This is a genomic window from Sphaerisporangium sp. TRM90804, assembly GCF_029846175.1.
Lineage (GTDB): Bacteria > Actinomycetota > Actinomycetes > Streptosporangiales > Streptosporangiaceae > Sphaerisporangium.
Map to the genome: position 1 here is coordinate 111,187 of NZ_JARWAC010000019.1, position 18,008 is coordinate 129,194.

At 72.4% G+C, this 18,008-nt stretch carries 15 protein-coding genes; 5 read left to right on the forward strand and 10 right to left on the reverse strand.

Annotated features, from left to right (window positions below):
* The first annotated feature begins 140 nt into the window (after positions 1-140).
* Positions 141-1,277, forward strand: a complete 1,137-nt coding sequence (locus PYR91_RS24780; RefSeq protein WP_279783312.1) for a TIM barrel protein — start codon at positions 141-143, stop codon at positions 1,275-1,277.
* Positions 1,278-1,376: 99 nt separating this feature from the next.
* On the forward strand, positions 1,377-4,691 hold the full coding sequence (locus tag PYR91_RS24785) for a PQQ-dependent sugar dehydrogenase (protein WP_279783314.1): 3,315 nt from the start codon (positions 1,377-1,379) through the stop codon (positions 4,689-4,691).
* A 151-nt stretch (positions 4,692-4,842) separates the two neighbouring features.
* Here PYR91_RS24785 and rpe read toward each other — a convergent pair whose 3' ends face one another.
* The 3 genes from rpe to PYR91_RS24800 all read right to left on the reverse strand — a co-directional run bounded on the left by rpe (position 4,843) and on the right by PYR91_RS24800 (position 6,896).
* A complete protein-coding gene (gene rpe / locus PYR91_RS24790; protein ID WP_279783316.1) occupies positions 4,843-5,514 on the reverse strand; it encodes a ribulose-phosphate 3-epimerase in 672 nt (223 codons plus the stop codon).
* 98 nt (positions 5,515-5,612) lie between these two features.
* Positions 5,613-6,008 carry a DUF397 domain-containing protein gene (locus PYR91_RS24795; protein ID WP_279783318.1) on the reverse strand — a complete coding sequence of 132 codons (396 nt, stop codon included), beginning with the start codon at positions 6,006-6,008 and terminating at the stop codon, positions 5,613-5,615.
* 33 nt (positions 6,009-6,041) lie between these two features.
* The gene (locus PYR91_RS24800; protein WP_279783320.1) at positions 6,042-6,896 is read right to left on the reverse strand and encodes a helix-turn-helix transcriptional regulator; all 855 of its coding nucleotides are present in this window, start codon (positions 6,894-6,896) and stop codon (positions 6,042-6,044) included.
* Positions 6,897-7,134: 238 nt separating this feature from the next.
* On the opposite strand from PYR91_RS24800, the gene PYR91_RS24805 reads away from it, so the two are divergent.
* Positions 7,135-7,650: an ATP-binding protein gene (locus tag PYR91_RS24805; RefSeq protein ID WP_279783417.1), complete on the forward strand. Its 516-nt coding sequence runs from the start codon at positions 7,135-7,137 to the stop codon at positions 7,648-7,650.
* 13 nt (positions 7,651-7,663) lie between these two features.
* On the opposite strand, the gene PYR91_RS24810 is transcribed toward PYR91_RS24805, so the two are convergent.
* Complete coding sequence (locus PYR91_RS24810; protein WP_279783321.1) at positions 7,664-8,197, reverse strand: GNAT family N-acetyltransferase; 534 nt, start codon at positions 8,195-8,197, stop codon at positions 7,664-7,666.
* Between the two features lie 66 nt (positions 8,198-8,263).
* Positions 8,264-8,761, reverse strand: coding sequence for a cupin domain-containing protein (locus PYR91_RS24815; protein WP_279783322.1), 498 nt, complete (start codon positions 8,759-8,761; stop codon positions 8,264-8,266).
* A 923-nt stretch (positions 8,762-9,684) separates the two neighbouring features.
* On the opposite strand from PYR91_RS24815, the gene PYR91_RS24820 reads away from it, so the two are divergent.
* Entirely contained in the window at positions 9,685-9,957 is a 273-nt protein-coding gene (locus PYR91_RS24820) for a MerR family transcriptional regulator (protein ID WP_279783418.1), read from the forward strand.
* 77 nt (positions 9,958-10,034) lie between these two features.
* Here PYR91_RS24820 and PYR91_RS24825 read toward each other — a convergent pair whose 3' ends face one another.
* From PYR91_RS24825 to PYR91_RS24845, 5 genes are all read right to left on the reverse strand, one after another.
* Entirely contained in the window at positions 10,035-11,369 is a 1,335-nt protein-coding gene (locus PYR91_RS24825) for a transcription antitermination factor NusB (protein ID WP_279783323.1), read from the reverse strand.
* Between the two features lie 265 nt (positions 11,370-11,634).
* Positions 11,635-12,567, reverse strand: coding sequence for a methionyl-tRNA formyltransferase (fmt, locus tag PYR91_RS24830; protein WP_279783325.1), 933 nt, complete (start codon positions 12,565-12,567; stop codon positions 11,635-11,637).
* Positions 12,568-12,571: 4 nt separating this feature from the next.
* Positions 12,572-13,120: a peptide deformylase gene (gene def, locus PYR91_RS24835; protein WP_279783328.1), complete on the reverse strand. Its 549-nt coding sequence runs from the start codon at positions 13,118-13,120 to the stop codon at positions 12,572-12,574.
* A gap of 279 nt (positions 13,121-13,399) precedes the next feature.
* Positions 13,400-14,761, reverse strand: coding sequence for a hypothetical protein (locus tag PYR91_RS24840; RefSeq protein ID WP_279783331.1), 1,362 nt, complete (start codon positions 14,759-14,761; stop codon positions 13,400-13,402).
* A 62-nt stretch (positions 14,762-14,823) separates the two neighbouring features.
* Positions 14,824-16,521: a hypothetical protein gene (locus PYR91_RS24845; RefSeq protein ID WP_279783333.1), complete on the reverse strand. Its 1,698-nt coding sequence runs from the start codon at positions 16,519-16,521 to the stop codon at positions 14,824-14,826.
* A gap of 298 nt (positions 16,522-16,819) precedes the next feature.
* Between PYR91_RS24845 and PYR91_RS24850 the strand changes: the two genes are divergently transcribed.
* Positions 16,820-17,803 carry an alpha/beta hydrolase gene (locus tag PYR91_RS24850; RefSeq protein ID WP_279783335.1) on the forward strand — a complete coding sequence of 328 codons (984 nt, stop codon included), beginning with the start codon at positions 16,820-16,822 and terminating at the stop codon, positions 17,801-17,803.
* Positions 17,804-18,008 lie beyond the last annotated feature (205 nt).

Sequence of the window (18,008 nt, forward strand, 5' to 3'; positions counted from 1 at the left end):
GACGGCTTGTTCCGGCGTGCCCGCGGAGTGGCGCGCATCGCGGGAGCCGGGCTGCCGCGAGGAAAGGAGCCGGCCGCGGGCGCGGCACTCGGGAGATCGGCAGCACCTTCACCCCCACGCGAAGCCGGGAGCACGACGCGATGAGTGCACACGAAGAAGAGATCGAGCGAGCCGGTGCGCTGCGCCGCGGGCTGGGCCTGAACCGGCGCCAGTTCCTCGCCGCCACCACGGGCGTCACCGCGGCGGCCGCCGTCACCGCGACCGCGGGGCCCGCGGCGGCCCAGGCGGTCACCGGTGCCCACGGCGTCCTCATCCCGCCGCCCAAGCGCGGCATCATCCTCTACACCGTCCGGGACGCCGTCTCGCGCGACCCCGCCTCCACCGACCTGCCGTCGGGGTTCCGGCGGGTCTTCGAGGCGCTCGGCCGCATCGGCTTCCGTCAGGTCGAGTTCGCCGGGTACAACCAGCACGCCAACGCCGAGGGCGGCGCCAGCCTGGAGAGCGTCGAGGGCGCGCGCCTGCTGCGCCGCTGGCTGGACGACAACGGCCTGCGGGCCCAGGGCAACCACGGCTTCATCCCGGGCTCGTGGCCGTTCACCCAGCCCGACCTCGACCGCTTCAAGCAGCACCTGGAGATCGCCAACATCCTGGGCATGGACCACATGGGCACCGGCAACGACCCCACCAACAGCGCCTACAAGGCCGACTGGGACGTGGCCGCCGACAAGTGGAACGCGCTCGGCGCGATCGCCCGCCAGGCCGGGATCAAGCTGTACACGCACAACCACGACGTGGCCTACAGCTTCCTGCTGGACAGCGGGCCGCTGGACGAGCAGGGGCGGCCCACCCGCTCCTCGGGCATCCGCAGGCTGGAGTACTTCCTCAAGATCAGCGACCCGCGTCTCGTGCACCTGGAGATGGACATCTTCTGGGCCTACGTCGCCCAGTACAAGCACCGCACCTACACGGCCCCCGACGGCTCGACGCGGACCGACGTCTTCGACCCGCTGTCGGTGGTCCGCCCCAACAGCAAGCGCTTCCCGCTGTTCCACGCCAAGGACGGCAAGTCGAACCCCGAGGCCGGCAACGGCTACGACATGGTGCCGTTCGGCACCGGCGACATCGACTACGGCAGGTTCTTCCGGCGCGTGGGCTCCAAGGGCCACCACAACCCGATGTACGAGCAGGACAACGCGCCCGGCGGCACGGCGGCCCCGGCGCAGTCGCTTCAGTACGCCGAGCTGAGCTACGCCAACATGGCCGCCCTCAGAGGCTGAGCCGCCGAGCGAGATCCGGCGGACCGCCACGTGTTCGTTGCAGCGGCACGCGTGGCGGCCCGCCCTCTTCCTGAGCCCCCCCTTGCAGAAGAGGCACAGTTGTCGAAGTTTATCCGCACCCTCCTGAGCGGCGTTCTGGTCGCCACCGCGCTCGTCGTCGCGGCGCCCCTGGCGGGGCCCGCCCTCGCCCACCCGGGGCACGACCCGGCCACCGAGTGGTCCGACTACGAGAAGATCACGCTGACCAAGACGGTCGGCGAGCCGATCGACCTGGCGGTGCTGCCCGACCGGCGCGTGCTGCACACCGCCCGCACCGGTGAGGTCAGGCTGACCGACCCCGCCACCGGCGTCACCAAGGTCGTCTCCACCATCCCGGTGTACAACAACTCCGAGGACGGCCTGCAGACGATCGCCATCGACCCCGGCTTCGCCGAGAACAAGTGGGTCTACGTCTACTACGCGCCCAAGACCATGACGGCGCCGTACCCGCAGACCACGCCCACCGGCTCGGCGCCGACCACGCTGCCCGCCGGCGCCGACGCCTCCTACTGGGACCAGTGGAAGGGTTACAACCAGCTCTCCCGGTTCAAGTGGACCGGCGACGCCCTGGACCTGTCCACCGAGCAGGTCATCATCAAGGTCGAGGTCCAGCGCGGGCAGTGCTGCCACGTCGCCGGCGATCTCGACTGGGACGACGACGGCAACCTGTACCTGGCGACCGGCGACAACACCCCGGCCGGCGCGCCCGGCGCCAACGGCTTCGCGCCCAACAACGACGCCCCGGGCGTCAACCCGGGCATGGACACGCGGCGCGGCGCCGGCAACACCAACGACCTGCGCGGCAAGATCCTTCGGATCAAGGTGGGCGCCGACGGCGCCTACACCGTCCCCGAGGGGAACCTGTTCCCCCAGGACACGGCGCAGACCCGGCCGGAGATCTTCGTGATGGGCGTGCGCAACCCGTTCCGCATGGACGTGGACGGGGCCACCGGCACCGTCTCGTGGGCCGACTACGGCCCGGACGCCGGCGCGCCCGACGCCGCCCGCGGCCCGATGGGGTACGTCGAGTGGAACGTCACCCCGATCACCAAGCCGATCAACGCCGGCTGGCCCTACTGCACCGGCGACCAGTTCAACTACAACGACTGGGACTTCGCCACGGCCCAGCCGCGCGCGTGGTTCGACTGCGCGGCCGGGGCGGCGAACACCTCCCGGTGGAACACCGGCCTGGACACGGTGCCGCCCGCCGTGGCGGCCGACCTGTACTACGGCGACAACAACACCCAGCAGCCGGCCGCCTGGGCGGGCCTGACCGACTTCGACCCGCAGACCGGCCAGGGCCCCATGGGCGGCCCGGTCTACCACTACGACGCCGCCAACCCCTCCCCCACCAAGTTCCCCGAGTACTGGGACGGCAAGTTCTTCTTCGCCGAGTTCTCCCAGGACTACCTGGCCGCCTTCACCGTGACCGGCGCAGACGGGCCGGTGACCGCGATCGAGCACTTCCTGCCCAACAGCGAGCTGCGCACGATGGGCATGCCGATCACCGACAGCCCGATGGACATCGAGTTCGGCCCCGACGGGTCGCTGTACGTGCTCGACTACGGCAACGGGTTCTTCCGTCAGAACCCCGAGGCCGGCCTGTACCGCATCGACTACACGCCGGGCAACAAGTCCCCCCAGGCCAAGATCACCGCCGACCCGGTGTCCAGCGGCTCGGCCCCGCTCACCGTCGAGTTCAGCGGCGCGGCGTCCACCGACTCCGAGCCGGGCGAACTCCGCCACGAGTGGGACTTCGACGGCGACGGCACCTTCGACGCCACCGGCGTGACCGCCTCGCACACCTACGACGAGCTCGGGCAGTACGTCGCCCGGCTGCGGGTCACCGACGCCCAGGGCAAGTTCGGGCTCGCGGCCGTCGAGATCACCGTGGGCAACACCGCGCCGAAGGTCAGCCTGGACACGCCGGGCGACGGCGCGTTCCTCGACTGGGGCGACGCGGTGCCGTTCCGCGTCCGCGTCACCGACGAGGAGGACGGCGACAGCCCCGTGTGCAGCCGGGTGCAGTGGTCGTTCGGCCTCGGCCACGACACCCACGCCCACCCGCTGACCACCGGCACCGGCTGCACCGGCGCCTGGCCGACGCCCGTGGACGCCCCCGAGCACGGCGAGACCGAGAACATCTACGGCGTGGTCGTGGTGAGCTACCGCGACAACGGCGCCAACGGCATCCCCGGCGCGCTCGGCGACACGACGCTCATCCTCAACCCCAAGCTCATGCAGGCCGAGCACGCCGACGCGATCAGCGGCGTCACCAGGACCGAGGACGCGACGGCGTCCGCGCTGAGCAAGATCACCTCGTTCGACGCCGGCGACTGGATCGCCTACGACCCGGTGAACCTGGCCGGCATCACGTCGGTGACGACGCGGGCGACCGGCGCGGGCACGCTCTCGCTGCGGTGGGACTCGGCCACGGCCGAGCCGTTCGCGACCGTCACCGTGCCCGCCGGCGACGGCTGGCAGACGGCCACGACCCCGCTGCCGGACGCCCCGGAGGGCAGCGGCCGCCTGTACGTCACCTCCTCGGGCGGGGTCGACGTCGACGCCTTCACCTTCGTGGGCGACGGCGCGGGCGACACGAAGCCGCCGGTGGTCACCGCGACGCTCAACCCGGCCCAGCCCGGCGGCGAGAACGGCTGGTACACCGGCAACGTGACGCTGACGGTCACCGCGACCGACGACGGCACCGTGTCCAGCCGGCAGTACTCGCTGAACGGCGGCACGACCTGGGCGAACGCCAACAACCCGGTCACGCTCTCCACCGAGGGCACGACCGAGGTGCGGTACCGGGCCACCGACAACGGCGGGAACGTCTCCCCGGTCGGCACCGTGACGGTGCGGATCGACAAGACCGCCCCGGCCGTGACGGTGAGCGGCGTGCAGGCCGGCCCGTACGGGGACTCGGCCTCGATCACCCCGGTGTTCGCGGCGACCGACGCGACGTCCGGCCTGGCGAGCGTGACGGCGTCGATCGGCGACCGGCAGGTCACCTCCGGCACGGCGGTGCCGCTGTGGACGCTGCCGCTCGGCGAGAACACGCTCACCGTCACCGGGAGGGACAAGGCGGGCCTCACCACCGAGCGGGAGGTCGTGTTCCAGGTCGAGACGTCCTTCGCCGACGTGCGCGCGCTGCTGGAGACCTTCCGGAAGGCGGGCAAGGTGAAGGGCGGCTCGCTGGCCGCCCATATCAAGGAGGCCGAGAAGCTGGCCGGCAAGGGCCAGAAGGCGAAGGCGATCGACAGGCTGGAGAAGTTCGTCAAGGACGCCCGCGACCGCCACCGGGTCACCGACCCGGCCGTCCGCGACGTCCTCGTCCGCGACGCCCAGGCCCTGATCGCCGGCCTGCGCGCCTAACCGGCGACCCGCGACTCGCCCGCCGGCCCGCACCGGGCCGGCGGGCGACCGTACGGGGCGGGTGAGCCGGCCGGCTCAGCGGGCCGGCCGACGATGGTGCGGGGGGAGCCTTCCGGGCTTCCCCCCGCATTCGTGCGCGGCCGATGCCCGGTCAGGCGGCGCCGGTGGCGCGTTCCGCCTGGTCGCGCAGGTCCTGGACGGCTCGGGCGGGGTCGCCCGAGCCGTAGACGGCGTTGCCGGCGACGAAGACGTCCGCGCCGGCCTCGGCGCAGCGTTCGATGGTCTTGGCGGAGACTCCGCCGTCCACCTGGAGCCACACCTCGCCGCCGTGCTTGCCGATCAGCTCCCGCGCCTTGCTGATCTTGGGCAGCATGACGTCGAGGAAGGACTGCCCGCCGAACCCGGGCTCCACCGTCATCACCAGCAGCATGTCGATCTCACCCAGCAGGTCCTCGTACTGCTGCACGGCCGTGCCCGGGTTCAGCGCGAAGCCCGCGCGGGCCCCGGCGGCGCGGATGGCCCGCAGCGTGCGCACCGGCGCCTTGGCCGCCTCGGCGTGGATCGTGACGCTGCCCGCTCCCGCCTCGGCGTACTCGGGGGCCCAGCGGTCGGGGTCCTCGATCATCAGGTGACAGTCGAGCGGCAGGCTGGTCGCCTTGAGCAGCGACTGGACGACCGGCAGGCCGAGGGTGAGGTTCGGGACGAAGTGGTTGTCCATGACGTCGACGTGCAGCCAGTCGGCGACGCCCGCGACCTGGGCGGCGACGTCGGCCAGCCGAGCGAAGTCGGCGGTGAGGATGCTCGGTGAGATCTGTACGGCCATGCTGCCGAAGTCTAGGACCCGCCCCCACTCACGCGGGCCCGCCGTGCCCGGACCCTCCCCGCGAACGCGAACGCGACTCAGACGAGGGCGAGGCCGCGTCAGGCCGCCGAGGGTTCGCCCAGGAGCCACCCGAGCCCGAACTCGCCGTCCTCCCGCACCCCGCCGAGGAACGCCTCCCACTCGGCCGTGGTGTACCGCACCGCGACCCCGGCCTCAACGACTACCCGATCGCCGTCGAACCGGACGACGAGCCCGCCGTCCACCCGGACCGGCACCGCGAGCCTCTCCAGAGCCAGATCTCCGGCACGCACCCCATCCAGCACCCCGAGCCACCGCTCAGCCGAGACGCCGATCACCGGCCCGCCCGGATCGGGATCGTTGGAGTTCCGCACCCAGACGCCCACCCCGTCGAACCGCACCTCGACACAGTTGCTCTGAACACCGCTACGAGCGCTCTTGCGCCAGACACCATCGCGCTTCAGTTCGTGCGTCATCCCAACGACGCCCTTCTGTACAGAATGTGGCGCTTATAGGTTAACGGCACTTTCCGCCAGAATCTCGATGGTTTCTTCCGGGCTCAGAGCAAGCTGACAGAGACGATCGAACGCGTCGAGGTACTGGCCGACGCTGCGCTCGTCCTCTATATAGGCGTCGGTGTTCATGGTCTCCACGTGCGCGACGTCGACGCTGGGCAGCCGAATGACGGTGAAGGACCCGAAGAGTCCCGGGTTCGGCCGCCCGGAGAATCGGAGTATCCGCAACGTGACGTTGGGCAGGCCCGCCACATCCCGCAGGTGCTCCAACTGATCACGGAAGACCGCCTCCCCGCCGATGGGATGGCGCAGGAACGCCTCGCTGACGACGGCCCGCAGGGTCACCGGCCGGTCGGCGGTGAGAATCGCACGGCGGTTCATCCGTACCGCGATGAACTCGTCCAACTCCGCTACGCTGCCCAACTCGCCCAGAGCCGAGACGAACGTCCGGGCGTACGCCTCCGTCTGGAGCAGCCCGGGCACCAGACAGGTCTCGTAGGTCCACAGCTCGGTAGCCGTCGATTCCAGGCGAATGCGGTCGACGTAAGAAGGCGCCAAGGCGTCACCGTGCTCGACCCACCAGCCGCGTCGTTCCAGTTGGACTTCCGACGCCACGGCCATCAGCCGTTCTCGCACGACGGTCTCGGTCACGCCGTATGCGTCGAGAATAGGCGGAATGTCGCGCGGCGGAATGCCGACGAGCCCGTTCTCTATACGGCTGAGCGAGGCCGTCGAACGCCGACACCTCTCCGCCGCGACAGCCAGCGAGGTGATGCCTGCGGCCAGGCGAAGCTCGGCGAGCTTGGCACCGAGCCAGCGTTGCCGAAGTGAGGGGACCTCTGAGGTCAAGAGCACTCCCGTACCCATATTGCACGCTAATCGGACGGCAAGTAATGCCCGACGTAATCATTTCGCCGAACCAGCTTGCATCAAGTAATCCAGGGGCTCACTATAAGCGCACAGGACGGTGACGGAGAGCGGTTATCCGGTAGCGGTACGAGACCGTCCCCGCCCAGGTAGGTAATTCCCGGCATTTCACTAGATGTCCCGATTAGTAAATAGATGAAAGGAAACACCGGTGATCGTGATGCGCCCCCGCGCGGTGGCTTTGGTGGTGGGACGGCTCTCAAGGCTCGTCCGAGGAAGGTGGGCCGGGACGGACGCTCAGGCGGTCGGTCCGGCGTGGCTCCTCACCACGACGGGCGACCCGCTGGAGCCGCCGACCTTCTCCCAGCCGTTCGCCGCCGTGCCCTCCCAGGTGCGGGCGGCGCGCGCGTTCGTCACCGCGCTGCTGGGCGCCGACCACCCGTGCCACGACGACGCGATCCTGCTCACCAGCGAGCTGGCCGGCAACGTGGTCCGGCACGCGGTGAACCACGAGTTCGCCGTCTCGGTGGCCCTGGTGCCCGGCGGCGTGCGCATCACCGTCGGCGATCGCGGCTCCGCCACCTTCCCGTGCGTGCGCGAAGCCGACGACGACGCCCTCTCGGGCCGTGGCCTGGCCATGGTCGACAAGATCGCCACCCGCTGGGGCTTCCAGCGCACCACCGGCAACACCAGCGTCTGGTTCCACCTCGCCCAGCCCGCCCCCACCCGGGCCTGACCCCGCCCACCGGCTACCAGACGTCGCCCTCGCGCCAGTCGCAGACGAGCTCCCCGGACAGGTCGAGCGGCGCGGCCCCGGGAAGGACGTAGACGCCGCCGTCGTCCTCCTCGGTGCGCTCGACGCCCGCCGGCGTCAGCACCGACGTCGGCCCCTGCCACACCCGCCAGCCACGGGCCGTGTACAGCCCCGCCCCGTCCTCCGAGGCGCTGAGCGCCCCGACCACGTACGCACCGCGCACCACCCGCTCCAGCGCCCCCATGATGGCCGCCCCGTACCCGCGCCGCCGCCGGTCGGCCCGCACCCCGACCCCCTCGACGTACCCCGCCCGCAGCGACCGCCCCCCGTGCACCAGCCGCCGCTGCACCACCGAGCCGTGCCCGACCAGCTCGGCGCCCTCCCACAGCAGCGCGTGCACCCCGCCCAGGGCGTGCTCCCAGTCGTCATCGTCCATGTCGCCGTCGAAGGCGTCGTCGAGAAGCACCCGCGCCGCCACAAGGGTGGCCACGTCCAGCTCGAAGGTGTGCGCCACCCGCAGTTCCGTCACAGCCCCATCCTCACCGCCCGGCCCACCCGGCGCGTGCGGCCATCGCGGGACGTCGCGTGGGCGGCGTCAGACCATGTACTGGTCGTGGCGGGCGTAGACGTCGGCCCACTCCTCCTCGGTGAGGGTGCGGCCGGTCTCGGCGATCTCGGCGAGCTCCTCGAAGTACGCCTCGCGCGGCGCGCCCGGGGCGAAGTGCAGCAGCATCGACGCGGGCTCGCCCGACTCGTTGCGGAAGGCGTGCACCCCGCCCGGCGGCACGTGCAGGAAGTCGCCGGACGTCCCCTCCACCCACCGCGCGCCGTCATAGAACCGCATGGTGCCGGACAGGACGTAGAACGACTCCGAGATCGTGCGGTGGAAGTGCGCCGACGGACCACTCGGCCTCGTCCCCATCTCCCACCGGTACAGCCCGTACAGCCCGCCCGTGGAGGCTCCGGTCGCCAGGTAGCGCACCACCGTCCCGGCCGGGCCGCCGATGGTCAGCTCGGCCTCCTGCCCGGACGGACGGTAGACACCGCTGACCTCCCCCCGCTCGGCGAAGTACCGCGGCTCCGGATACGACATGCCTGCTCCTCTCGCACTGATCACCATCACCATGTCGCTCAACCCTAGATCCCCCCGCATCGAAAATCTGTAGTGGCTGAAGTAGACATGTGCGCCCGGTGGAGCTAGAGTTCCTGTCATCGCAAGGAACGGATCCACGAGGGCAGAGCAGTGCAGGCAACACGACGAACTGCCCGGACGAACGTGGAGAGCAAAGACGACGAAGTAAAGACGGATCAGGTTGACCGGCAGAAGGTCGGACGTGCCAGGGCCAGCGAACGAGTAAAGGCCCCAGCCGTGGACGCGCTGCCACAGCAGTAGCAGTGAACGGGCAGAAGGTCGGACGTGCCAGGGCCGGTGCACGAGTAAAGGCTCCAGCCGTGGACGCGCTGCCACAGCGGTAGAAGTGAAGCAGTGAACAGGTAGAAGGTCGGACGTGCCAGGGCCAGCGCACGAGTAAGGGTCCCGGCCGTGGACGAGCAGCTGCGGTAGTGACGCATGAGGTCGATGAAGTAGAGATAGCGAAAGGAGCGTTGAACGCCATCGGGATCGCCCGTCGCCGGCTGGTTTCAGCCGCACGGGTGCCGCGACTTCACGTATTGGACGGTGGTCTACGGTCACGCGAAAGCGATCCCCGCATCCCCGCCCGCTTAGGGCGGCCAATGCGGAAGCAACAGGCCGGCCCCAGGGCCGGTAGATGGTGTTGAACCTCGCGGGCCCCGGCGCAACTTGGCGCCGGGGCCCCTGTCCGCATTCGGGAAGGGTGTATGGATCAAGCGTTGATGACGTCGGCCGTCCGATCGGGGTCCCGGCTCCGCGACACCGCCGACAAGGCTGGAACGGCCGGCGAGGCCGAACCCGCGGGCAGGGCCGACGGCCTTCCCGCCACGCCGAGTGACATCTCCGGTCACCGGTTCGACGATGACGACTACCCCGCCTACAGCATGGGCCGCGCGGCCGAGATCCTCGGCGTCACCCCCGCGTTCCTCCGCAACCTCGGCGCGGCCCGACTGATCGAGCCGCAGCGCTCCGAGGGCGGCCACCGCCGCTACTCGCGCTACCAGCTCCGCCTGGCCGCCCGCGCCCGCGAGCTGGTCGACCAGGGCATCGCCCTGGAGCCCGCCTGCCGCATCATCATCCTGGAAGACCAGCTCACCGAAGCCCTGCGCATCAACGCCGAACTCCAGCAGGCCCGCGACCGACGATCCGAGCCCTGACCCGCAAACGTATCCGGCCTCCCTCGTCCGTCACCCAGCACGAGTGACGGTACGGAGGCCGGTCGGCGCGGGTCCTTTCACGAGACGCGGCGCAGGAGGGAGAGGAACATGGCGTCGGTGCCGTGGCGGTGCGGCCAGAACTGGGCGTACGGGGCCTCGCCCAGGTCGTCGGCCTCGGGGAGGAACGCGCGGGCGTCCAGCACCTCCACGCCCTGGAGCCGCTTGGCGACGGACTCGACGACGGCGCGGGTCTCGGCCAGGTGCGGCGTGCACGTCACGTAGGCGACCACGCCGCCCGGGCGCACGGCCTCCAGCGCGGAGCCGAGCAGGCGCCGCTGGAGGGCCGCGAAGTCGGGCACGCTCTCGGGGGCGCGGCGCCAGCGGGCCTCCGGGCGGCGGCGCAGCGCGCCCAGGCCCGTGCACGGCGCGTCGACCAGCACGCGGTCGAACGACGCGGGCCGCCAGGCGGGCTCGGTGCCGTCGGCGGCGACCACCCCGGCCCGCCGCACGGTGCGCTGGACCAGCCGGGCGCGGTGCAGGCGCTGGTCGGCCGCCAGCAGGTGGCGGTCGTCGCCGGCCAGCGAGTCGAGCAGGCCCGCCTTGCCGCCTGGGCCGGCGCACATGTCGAGCCAGAGCCGGTCGGAGCCCTCGACGGGCACCCGGGTGAGCGCCAGGGCGACGAGCTGGCTGGCCTCGTCCTGGACGGCCGCGCGCCCCTCGGCGACGGCCCGGACGGCGCCGGGGTCGCCGTCGGGCAGGTAGGCGGCGTAGGGCGAGTAACGGGCCGGCTGGGCGCCCGCCTCAAGCAGCTCCTCGACCGAGCCGCGCCCGGGCCAGGCGACCAGGGTCACGCCGGGGCGCTCGTTGTCGGCGGCGAGCAGCGCCGCCGTCTCCTCCAGGTCGCCGCCCACCGCGTCACGCAGGGCCGAGGTGATCCACCTCGGGTGGCTGTGGGTGACGGCGAGGTGGCCGATGGGGTCCTTCTCGACGTCGGGCGCGACGATCGGCAGCCACTGGCCGAGGTCGCGGTTGGCGACCTTGCGCAGGATGGCGTTGGCGAACTTGGCGGCCCCCGCGCCGACGCGCAGCCGCACGAGGTCGACGGTGGCGCTCACCGCCGCGTGCGGCGGCACCCGGGTCTTCAGAAGCTGGTGGACGCCGATGCGCATGGCGTCCAGCAGCGGCGGGTCGATGTCCTCGGGCGGACGGTCGCTGCACGCGGCGATGATCTCGTCATAGGTACCCAGGCCGCGCAGCGTGCCGTAGGCCAGCTCGGTCGCCAGCGCGGCGTCCCGTCCGCCGAGCCTGCGCTCACGCAGCAGCGAGGGCATCAGCAGGTTGGCGTAGGCGTCCCGCTCGTCGACGGCCCTGAGCAGGTCGTAGGCCACGTTCCGCGCCTCATCCCGCACCACCCCCGACTTCCCGCGCGGCCCGCCACGCCCTTGCCCCCCTCGGCCACGCCCCTTGGGCCCCTCGGTCACGGGGTTACGCCCTTCGCCCGCTCCCCGGGCGTCACGAGCCTCAGGACCGCCCCGGGCGTCACGCCCCTGGCCACCACGACCCTGGGCTGCTCCCTGAGCGCCACGCCCCTCGGCCCCACCCCGGGGGTTGCGCCCCTTGCCCGCCGGGCCGTCGGGGCGGCCTCCCCCTTGTGTCACTTCTCTCCCATCGTCGCGGTCAGCCGAGCCGGTCGCCGGGGGCGAGGCGGACGCCGCGCGCCCACTCCCCGGCGGTCATCTGCCGCTTGCCCTGCGGCTGGACCTCGTCCAGCCGCACCGGATGGGTCGCGGTGCCCACCAGCACGGTGTTCTTGACGGCGGAGATCTCGCCGGGCGCCAGCGGCGCCTCCTGCGGCTCGGGCAGCACCGGGCCGAGCTTGAGGCGCTGGCCGCGGAACTCCGTCCAGGCGCCGGGGGCGGGCGTGCAGGCGCGGACCAGCCGGTCGACGCGCATCGCCGGGGCCGCCCAGTCGACCAGGGCGTCCTTGACGTCGAGCTTGGCGGCGTAGGTGACGCCGTCGGCGGCGGGCTGGGGGCGGGCCTCCAGCGTGCCGTCCTCCACGCCGTCGAGCGTGGCGGCCAGCAGCCCGGCGCCCGACTCGGCGAGGCGGGCCAGCAGGTCGCCGCTGGTGTCGCGCGGGCGGATCTCCTCGGTGACGACGCCGTAGACGGGGCCGGCGTCGAGCTCCTTGACGATCTGGAACGTCGCCGCGCCGGTGATCGGGTCGCCGTGCAGCACGGCGTGCTGCACCGGAGCCGCGCCACGCCAGGCGGGCAGCAGCGAGAAGTGCAGGTTGATCCAGCCGAACCGGGGGATGTCCAGCGCCGACTGCGGCAGCAGGGCGCCGTAGGCGACGACCGGGCAGCAGTCGGGGGCGAGGGCCTTCAGCCGGGCCAGGAACTCGGGGTCGCCCGCCTTGGCCGGGCGCAGCACCTCGATGCCCCGCGACTCGGCCAGCTCGGCGACGGGGCTGCGGTGGACCTGCCGCCCGCGCCCGGACTGGGCGTCGGGCCGGGTGACGACGGCGACCACCTCGTGCCGCGGCGAGTCGAGCAGCGCCCGCAGCGGCGGCAGCGCGGGTTCCGGAGTGCCGGCGAAGACGAGTCGCACCTTGTCAGAGGGCCTTCCCTTGAGTGGCGTGCGGCGAGAACCGTACCGTGGGAGCCGCCAGGCCGCTCCACTCGGCTTCGCGGATCGCCTTCATGGCCAGCTTGCGCTGCTTGATGTCCATGCGGTCGATGAACAGCACACCGTCGAGGTGGTCGGTCTCGTGCTGCACGCACCGGGCCATCAGGTCGGTGCCCTCGATGGTGACCGGCTCACCGTGCATGTCGAACCCGGTGGCCACCGCGCGGATCGCGCGCGGCGTGGGGAACGCGAGGCCGGGGAACGACAGGCACCCCTCCTCGCCCTCCTCGTCGATCTCGGTGCCGAGGTCGAGCGAGGGGTTGACCAGATGCCCCACCACGTCGTCGACGTAGTAGGTGAACACCCGCAAGCCGACGCCGATCTGCGGGGCGGCGAGCCCGGCTCCCGGAGCGTCCATCATCGTGTCGGTGAGGTCCTTGACGAGCTTGTGCAGCTCTTTGTCGAAGTCCTTGACCGGCTCGGCCGGGGTGCGCAGCACCGGATCGCCGAAAAGGCGGATCGACTGAATTGCCACGGACGACTCCGTTCGCGTCACGACAGGAAGGTGCACCCAGTTTATGGGTCCGCGGAGACACCCGTTCGCGATCACCGGCCCGACGCCCCCCCGTCGGCTCCCCCACGCTCGCCGACCGGACGGCGAGACCACCGCACGGTGCCCACGGCGGCCCCTGCCGAGAAGCGGCCGGCCCGGCGTCACCCCGGCCCCACCGCAGACCACCGCGCACCGCTCATGCCGGCCCGGCCGGGAGCCCTCCCGGCCGTCACGGCGACCCGGCCGCAAGGCCGCCGCGGGTCAGCGGGAGCGGGCCTTCATGGCGGCCTTGCGTGCCGCCTTCGCGACCGAGGGGTCGGGGTGGTGGGTGCCGAGCAGTTCGAGGACGGCGATGGCGTCGGGGTGGCTGCTGCGGCTGACGTCCTCGATGAGGCGCACCAGCTCGTCGCCGCCCTCCAGGGCCTCGAACTCGCCCATCGCCTCGCGGGCGTCGGGGATGTGCAGCAGCGTGGCCAGCGTGTCGACCGCGAGCCAGGTGCCGTCGTTCTCGGTGAGCACCGGCGCCTCGAGATCGCGCACGCCGAGCCACACGGCGGCGTGCCGCCACATCGTGGGCTCGGCCAGCGCCTCGCGCATCGCGGGCTCGGCCTCGGGGCCCATCTCCTCCAGCACCGTGCCGATCACCCCGCGCTGCCCGGCCGTGCCGGACGCCGCCACCTTGATCAGCTCGCGCGCGGCGTCTTCGGGCACCCGGCGCTCCACCCACAGCGTGGGCGCGCTGGACGGGGCGTGGCCCGCCAGCATGGCCTCGACCAGCTCGACGGCGCTGAGCTCGGCGTACTCGGCGACCTCCGACAGCAGCGGCGCGTCGTGCCCCTCACGCAGAAGATCTTGCCGGACGGCCCACACCCCGAGCGGCGTCAGGCGGACGCCGTCCCCCGCGCGCTCGAAGAGCCCGCAGTACTGCAGGAGGTCGAGCGCGGTGTCGAGCTCGGCCGGGAGCCGCTCGCGCAGCCGCCGCATCTCGCCCGCGCGGGCCTCGCAGCCGATCTCGTGCGCCTGGAGCATGCCCTCCACCAGGGCGCTGTAGGCGATGCCGTCGGCGGTGGCGTAGATGGTGGCGAGCATCTCGGTCAGGTGCTCGTCGGCCACGGCGGAACCGGTGAGACCCTCCTCGGTGCGGTCGAGGACGTCCATGACCACGCCGTCCCAGAACTCCATCAGGTCGGCCGACATGCCCGGGCCGGGCCCCGCACCGCCCGACGTGATGCGCAGCAGACCGCTGTTCACGGCGACGATCCACACCAGCCGCAGGCGGTCGCCGGCCAGGCCGAGGGCCTCGACGGCCGCGCGGGCGTCGTCGGGCCGGAGCAGCCCCTGCTCGTCCACCTCACGGGTGCCCGTCCACTCGGCCAGGCGCCTGGCGTCGCGCACCAGCGGGACCGACAGCACCGCGGCGGTCAACTCGTCGGAGGGGGCGAGCTCCACCGGCGGGAAGCTCAGCACCTCGTTGCCGAGATCGCCGCGATCGCCCTCGGGGTCGCCGCCCGCCATCTCGGCGAGCAGCGCCTCACGCTCCTCGCCGGACACGTTTCCCAGCTCGTCGATGAGGCTGCGCAGCTCTCCAAGATCGAAGATTCCGCCGTTGCCGGTGTTCGCCATTCAGGCAACTTACTCCACACCAGCCACACCCGCAGACCCACTCGGGACCTTGACCAAGACTGTCAGTGAATGCCGCGCGACCGGGCCTTGAACGCGGCCTTACGGGCGGCCTTGGCGAGGTTCCTGTCGGGCAGATGGCGGCCGAGCAGGTCGAGGACCTCGGCCACGTCGGGGTGGTCGACGCGCCACATCTCCTCGATGACGTGCGCGGACGGCGCCGCCCCGGCGAGGCTGCCCGCGAACGCCGCCGCGTCGTCGTCGCCGGCGGGCACCGAGACGGCCAGCAGGTCGACGCTCACCCACAGGACCTCCTCGGGCGTCAGCACGGGCGCGTCGAGGCCGTGCGCGGCCAGCCAGTGGGCGGCGTGCGGCCGCAGCTCGGCGTCGTCGAGGAAGGCGCGCACGGCGGGCTCGGCCTCGGCGCCCAGCCGGTCGACGACGGCGACCGCGACGCCGCGCGCCACGGCCTGCGCCCCGCGCACGGCCCCCAGCAGCTCGCGCGCCGCCTCAAGCGCGGAGCGGCGCCCCAGCCAAACCGTGATGTCGCGCTCGGCCTGCTCGGCCGACAGGCGGCCCAGCAGCGCGGCGATGAGCCCCGCGGCGTCGCCCTCGGTGGGGTCGGGGGCGAGCGGGGCGTCCATGCCCATGCGGGAGTAGACCTCGCGCAGGCCCCACAGGCCGTGCGGGGTCAGGCGGACGGCGTCCCCCACCCGCTCGACCGTGCCGCCCCGCGCGAGCGCGTCGAACGCCGCCTCCAGCTCCTCGGCCTCCCCGCCGGCCGCCTCGTCGCCCACCACGGCGGCGAGGCTCAGCGGGGCCTGGGAGCGGTAGAGCGCCTCGTGCACGGCGTCCAGCTCGCGGTCGAGGCGGGCGGAGCCGGTGACCGAGGCGGCGGGGCCGCCGGTGAGGAAGGCGACCGTGCCGGCCCACAGTTCGAGCACGTCGCGCTCGCCGCGGGACGGCAGGGACCGGAACCCCTCGCCCGCCGTCACCGAGGCGCCGGAGACCTCCGCCAGGCCCAGCGCGACGGCCAGCTCCCAGGCCAGCGCGGGCGCCGGGACGCCGAGGTCGCGGGTGACGCGCGCCGCGTCGCGGACGCGCAGGCCGCCCTTCACGGTGGGCGCGTGGTCGCCCTCCAGCATCCAGGCGACGACGCCGTGGGCGTCACCGAGCAGGCCCACCGCGCGGACCGCCTCGGCGACCCGCGCGGCCTCGGGCAGGCGCACGGCCGGCAGGGGGGCGCAGTCGGGGCACTCGCAGTCGTCGCCGTCGGCGGCCCTGGATCGCCTCGACGGCTCGGGCCCGTAGCGCCCGGCCGGGCCGTGCGGCGGGTCGGCCTCCAGCGCGGTGGCGTCGGCATCGGCACCCATCGCCGCGAAGATGCTCTTCGCCATGCCGAACTTGGTGGTGTCGGCCAGCGCCACCGGCATCTCGGGCGCGATCTCGTCGATCTTGGCCCGCATGCGGTCGGCCATCTTGGTGCCGATCTCCCCGCTCTCGAGCAGGAAGTCGACCAGCGTGCGCGCCGCCGAGACGGTCTCGCCCGCGCTCTCGGGCGGGGCGATGACCTTGCGCGGATAGATGTCGAGCAGAAGCTGCTCGAACGTGCCGGGCGTGAAGTCGGCGAGCTCGCCGACGCTGAGGTAGTCGCTGGCGTAGTCGCACAGGAGTCGTACTTCGTCGACATCGACGGCGATGTCCTTGGAGCGCCCCCACGCCCGGATCTCCTCGATGGCCCCGTTCACCCATTCGATCGACACAGGGAGAAACTAACGGCTTACTCAGGGCACCGCGAATCGGCGAGTGGCCGGTCAGACCAGATCGATCGGATCCATACACCCCCGCACCAGCTCCGGAGCACCGCGCCCCGCCCGCCCCCGGTGCGCCCCGGCGCGGGGAGGGAGCCGTCCACATGAGACCGATCGGCTCGGTGGGTGAGAACGCCGATCTTGCGCGTCGAAGGGTGTTGCCGGAACGGCAAAAGGATTCGGAGGCCGCCGGCCCGCCGTCCCATGCTGGGGAGGTGCGCCGCAGGGGCGCTTCGATTCGGGAGGATTCATGTCGCGGGCAGTTCAGGCCGGGGAGACGCACCGTCTGGTTCCCTCACCGGCGGGCCGGACCCATCTGGTGGAGCGGGGCACCGGTCCGCTGGTTCTGCTGGTTCACGGGTTCCCGGAGTCCTGGTACTCCTGGCGCCGCCAACTGACGGCGCTGGCCGCGGCCGGGTACCGGGCGGTGGCCGTGGACGTGCGCGGATACGGCCGTTCGTCCAAGCCCGACGGGGTGGCGGCCTACCGGATGCTCGAACTGGTCGAGGACATGGTCGCCGTGGTGCACGCCCTCGGCGAGCGGACCGCGACCATCATCGGTCACGACTGGGGGTCGAGCATCGCCGCCAACAGCGCCCTGGTGCGGCCGGAGGTGTTCACCGCGGTCGGGCTGCTGAGCGTTCCCTACGCGCCGCGGGGCGGGCCCCGGCCCAGCGAGGTCTTCGCCCGCATGGGCGGCGAGGAGGAGTTCTACGTCGGCTACTTCCAGGAGCCGGGCCGGGCCGAGGCCGAGATCGAACCGGACGTCCAGGGCTGGCTGGCCGGGATCTACGCCGCCTTCTCCGGCGACACGATGCCCGCCCCCGGCCTGCCCGACCCGCACTTCGTCACCCGCGGCGGCACACTGCGCGAGCGGTTCCCCGCCGGCCCGCCGCCGTCCTGGCTCGCCCAGGACGACCTGGACGTCTACGCCGGAGAGTTCGAACGCACCGGCATGAGCGCGGCACTCAACCGGTACCGCAACATGGACCGCGACTGGGAGGACCTCGCCCCGTGGGACGCCGCCCCCATCGTCCAGCCGTCGCTGTTCATCGGCGGCGCCCTGGACGCCTCCACCATCTGGCTGAGCGACGCGATCGACGCCTACCCCGTCACCCTGCCCGGGCTCGTCTCCTCCCACCTCCTCGACGGTTGCGGCCACTGGATCCAGCAGGAACGCCCCCACGAGGTCAACGAGCTCCTGACCGGCTGGCTAGCGTCCCTCTCGACCTGAACCACTCCGGCGCCCCGCCGATCAGCGGCCACGCGGCCAGACGCGACCTCACACACGCTCACCGCGCCACGCCTCCGGCACACCACCGACCGGCGAACGCCCGGCCAGGCGCGACCCCACACACGCCCACCCCGCCACAACCTCCGGCACACCACCAACCAGCCAACACGCGGCCAGACGCGACCCCACACACGCCCACCCCGCC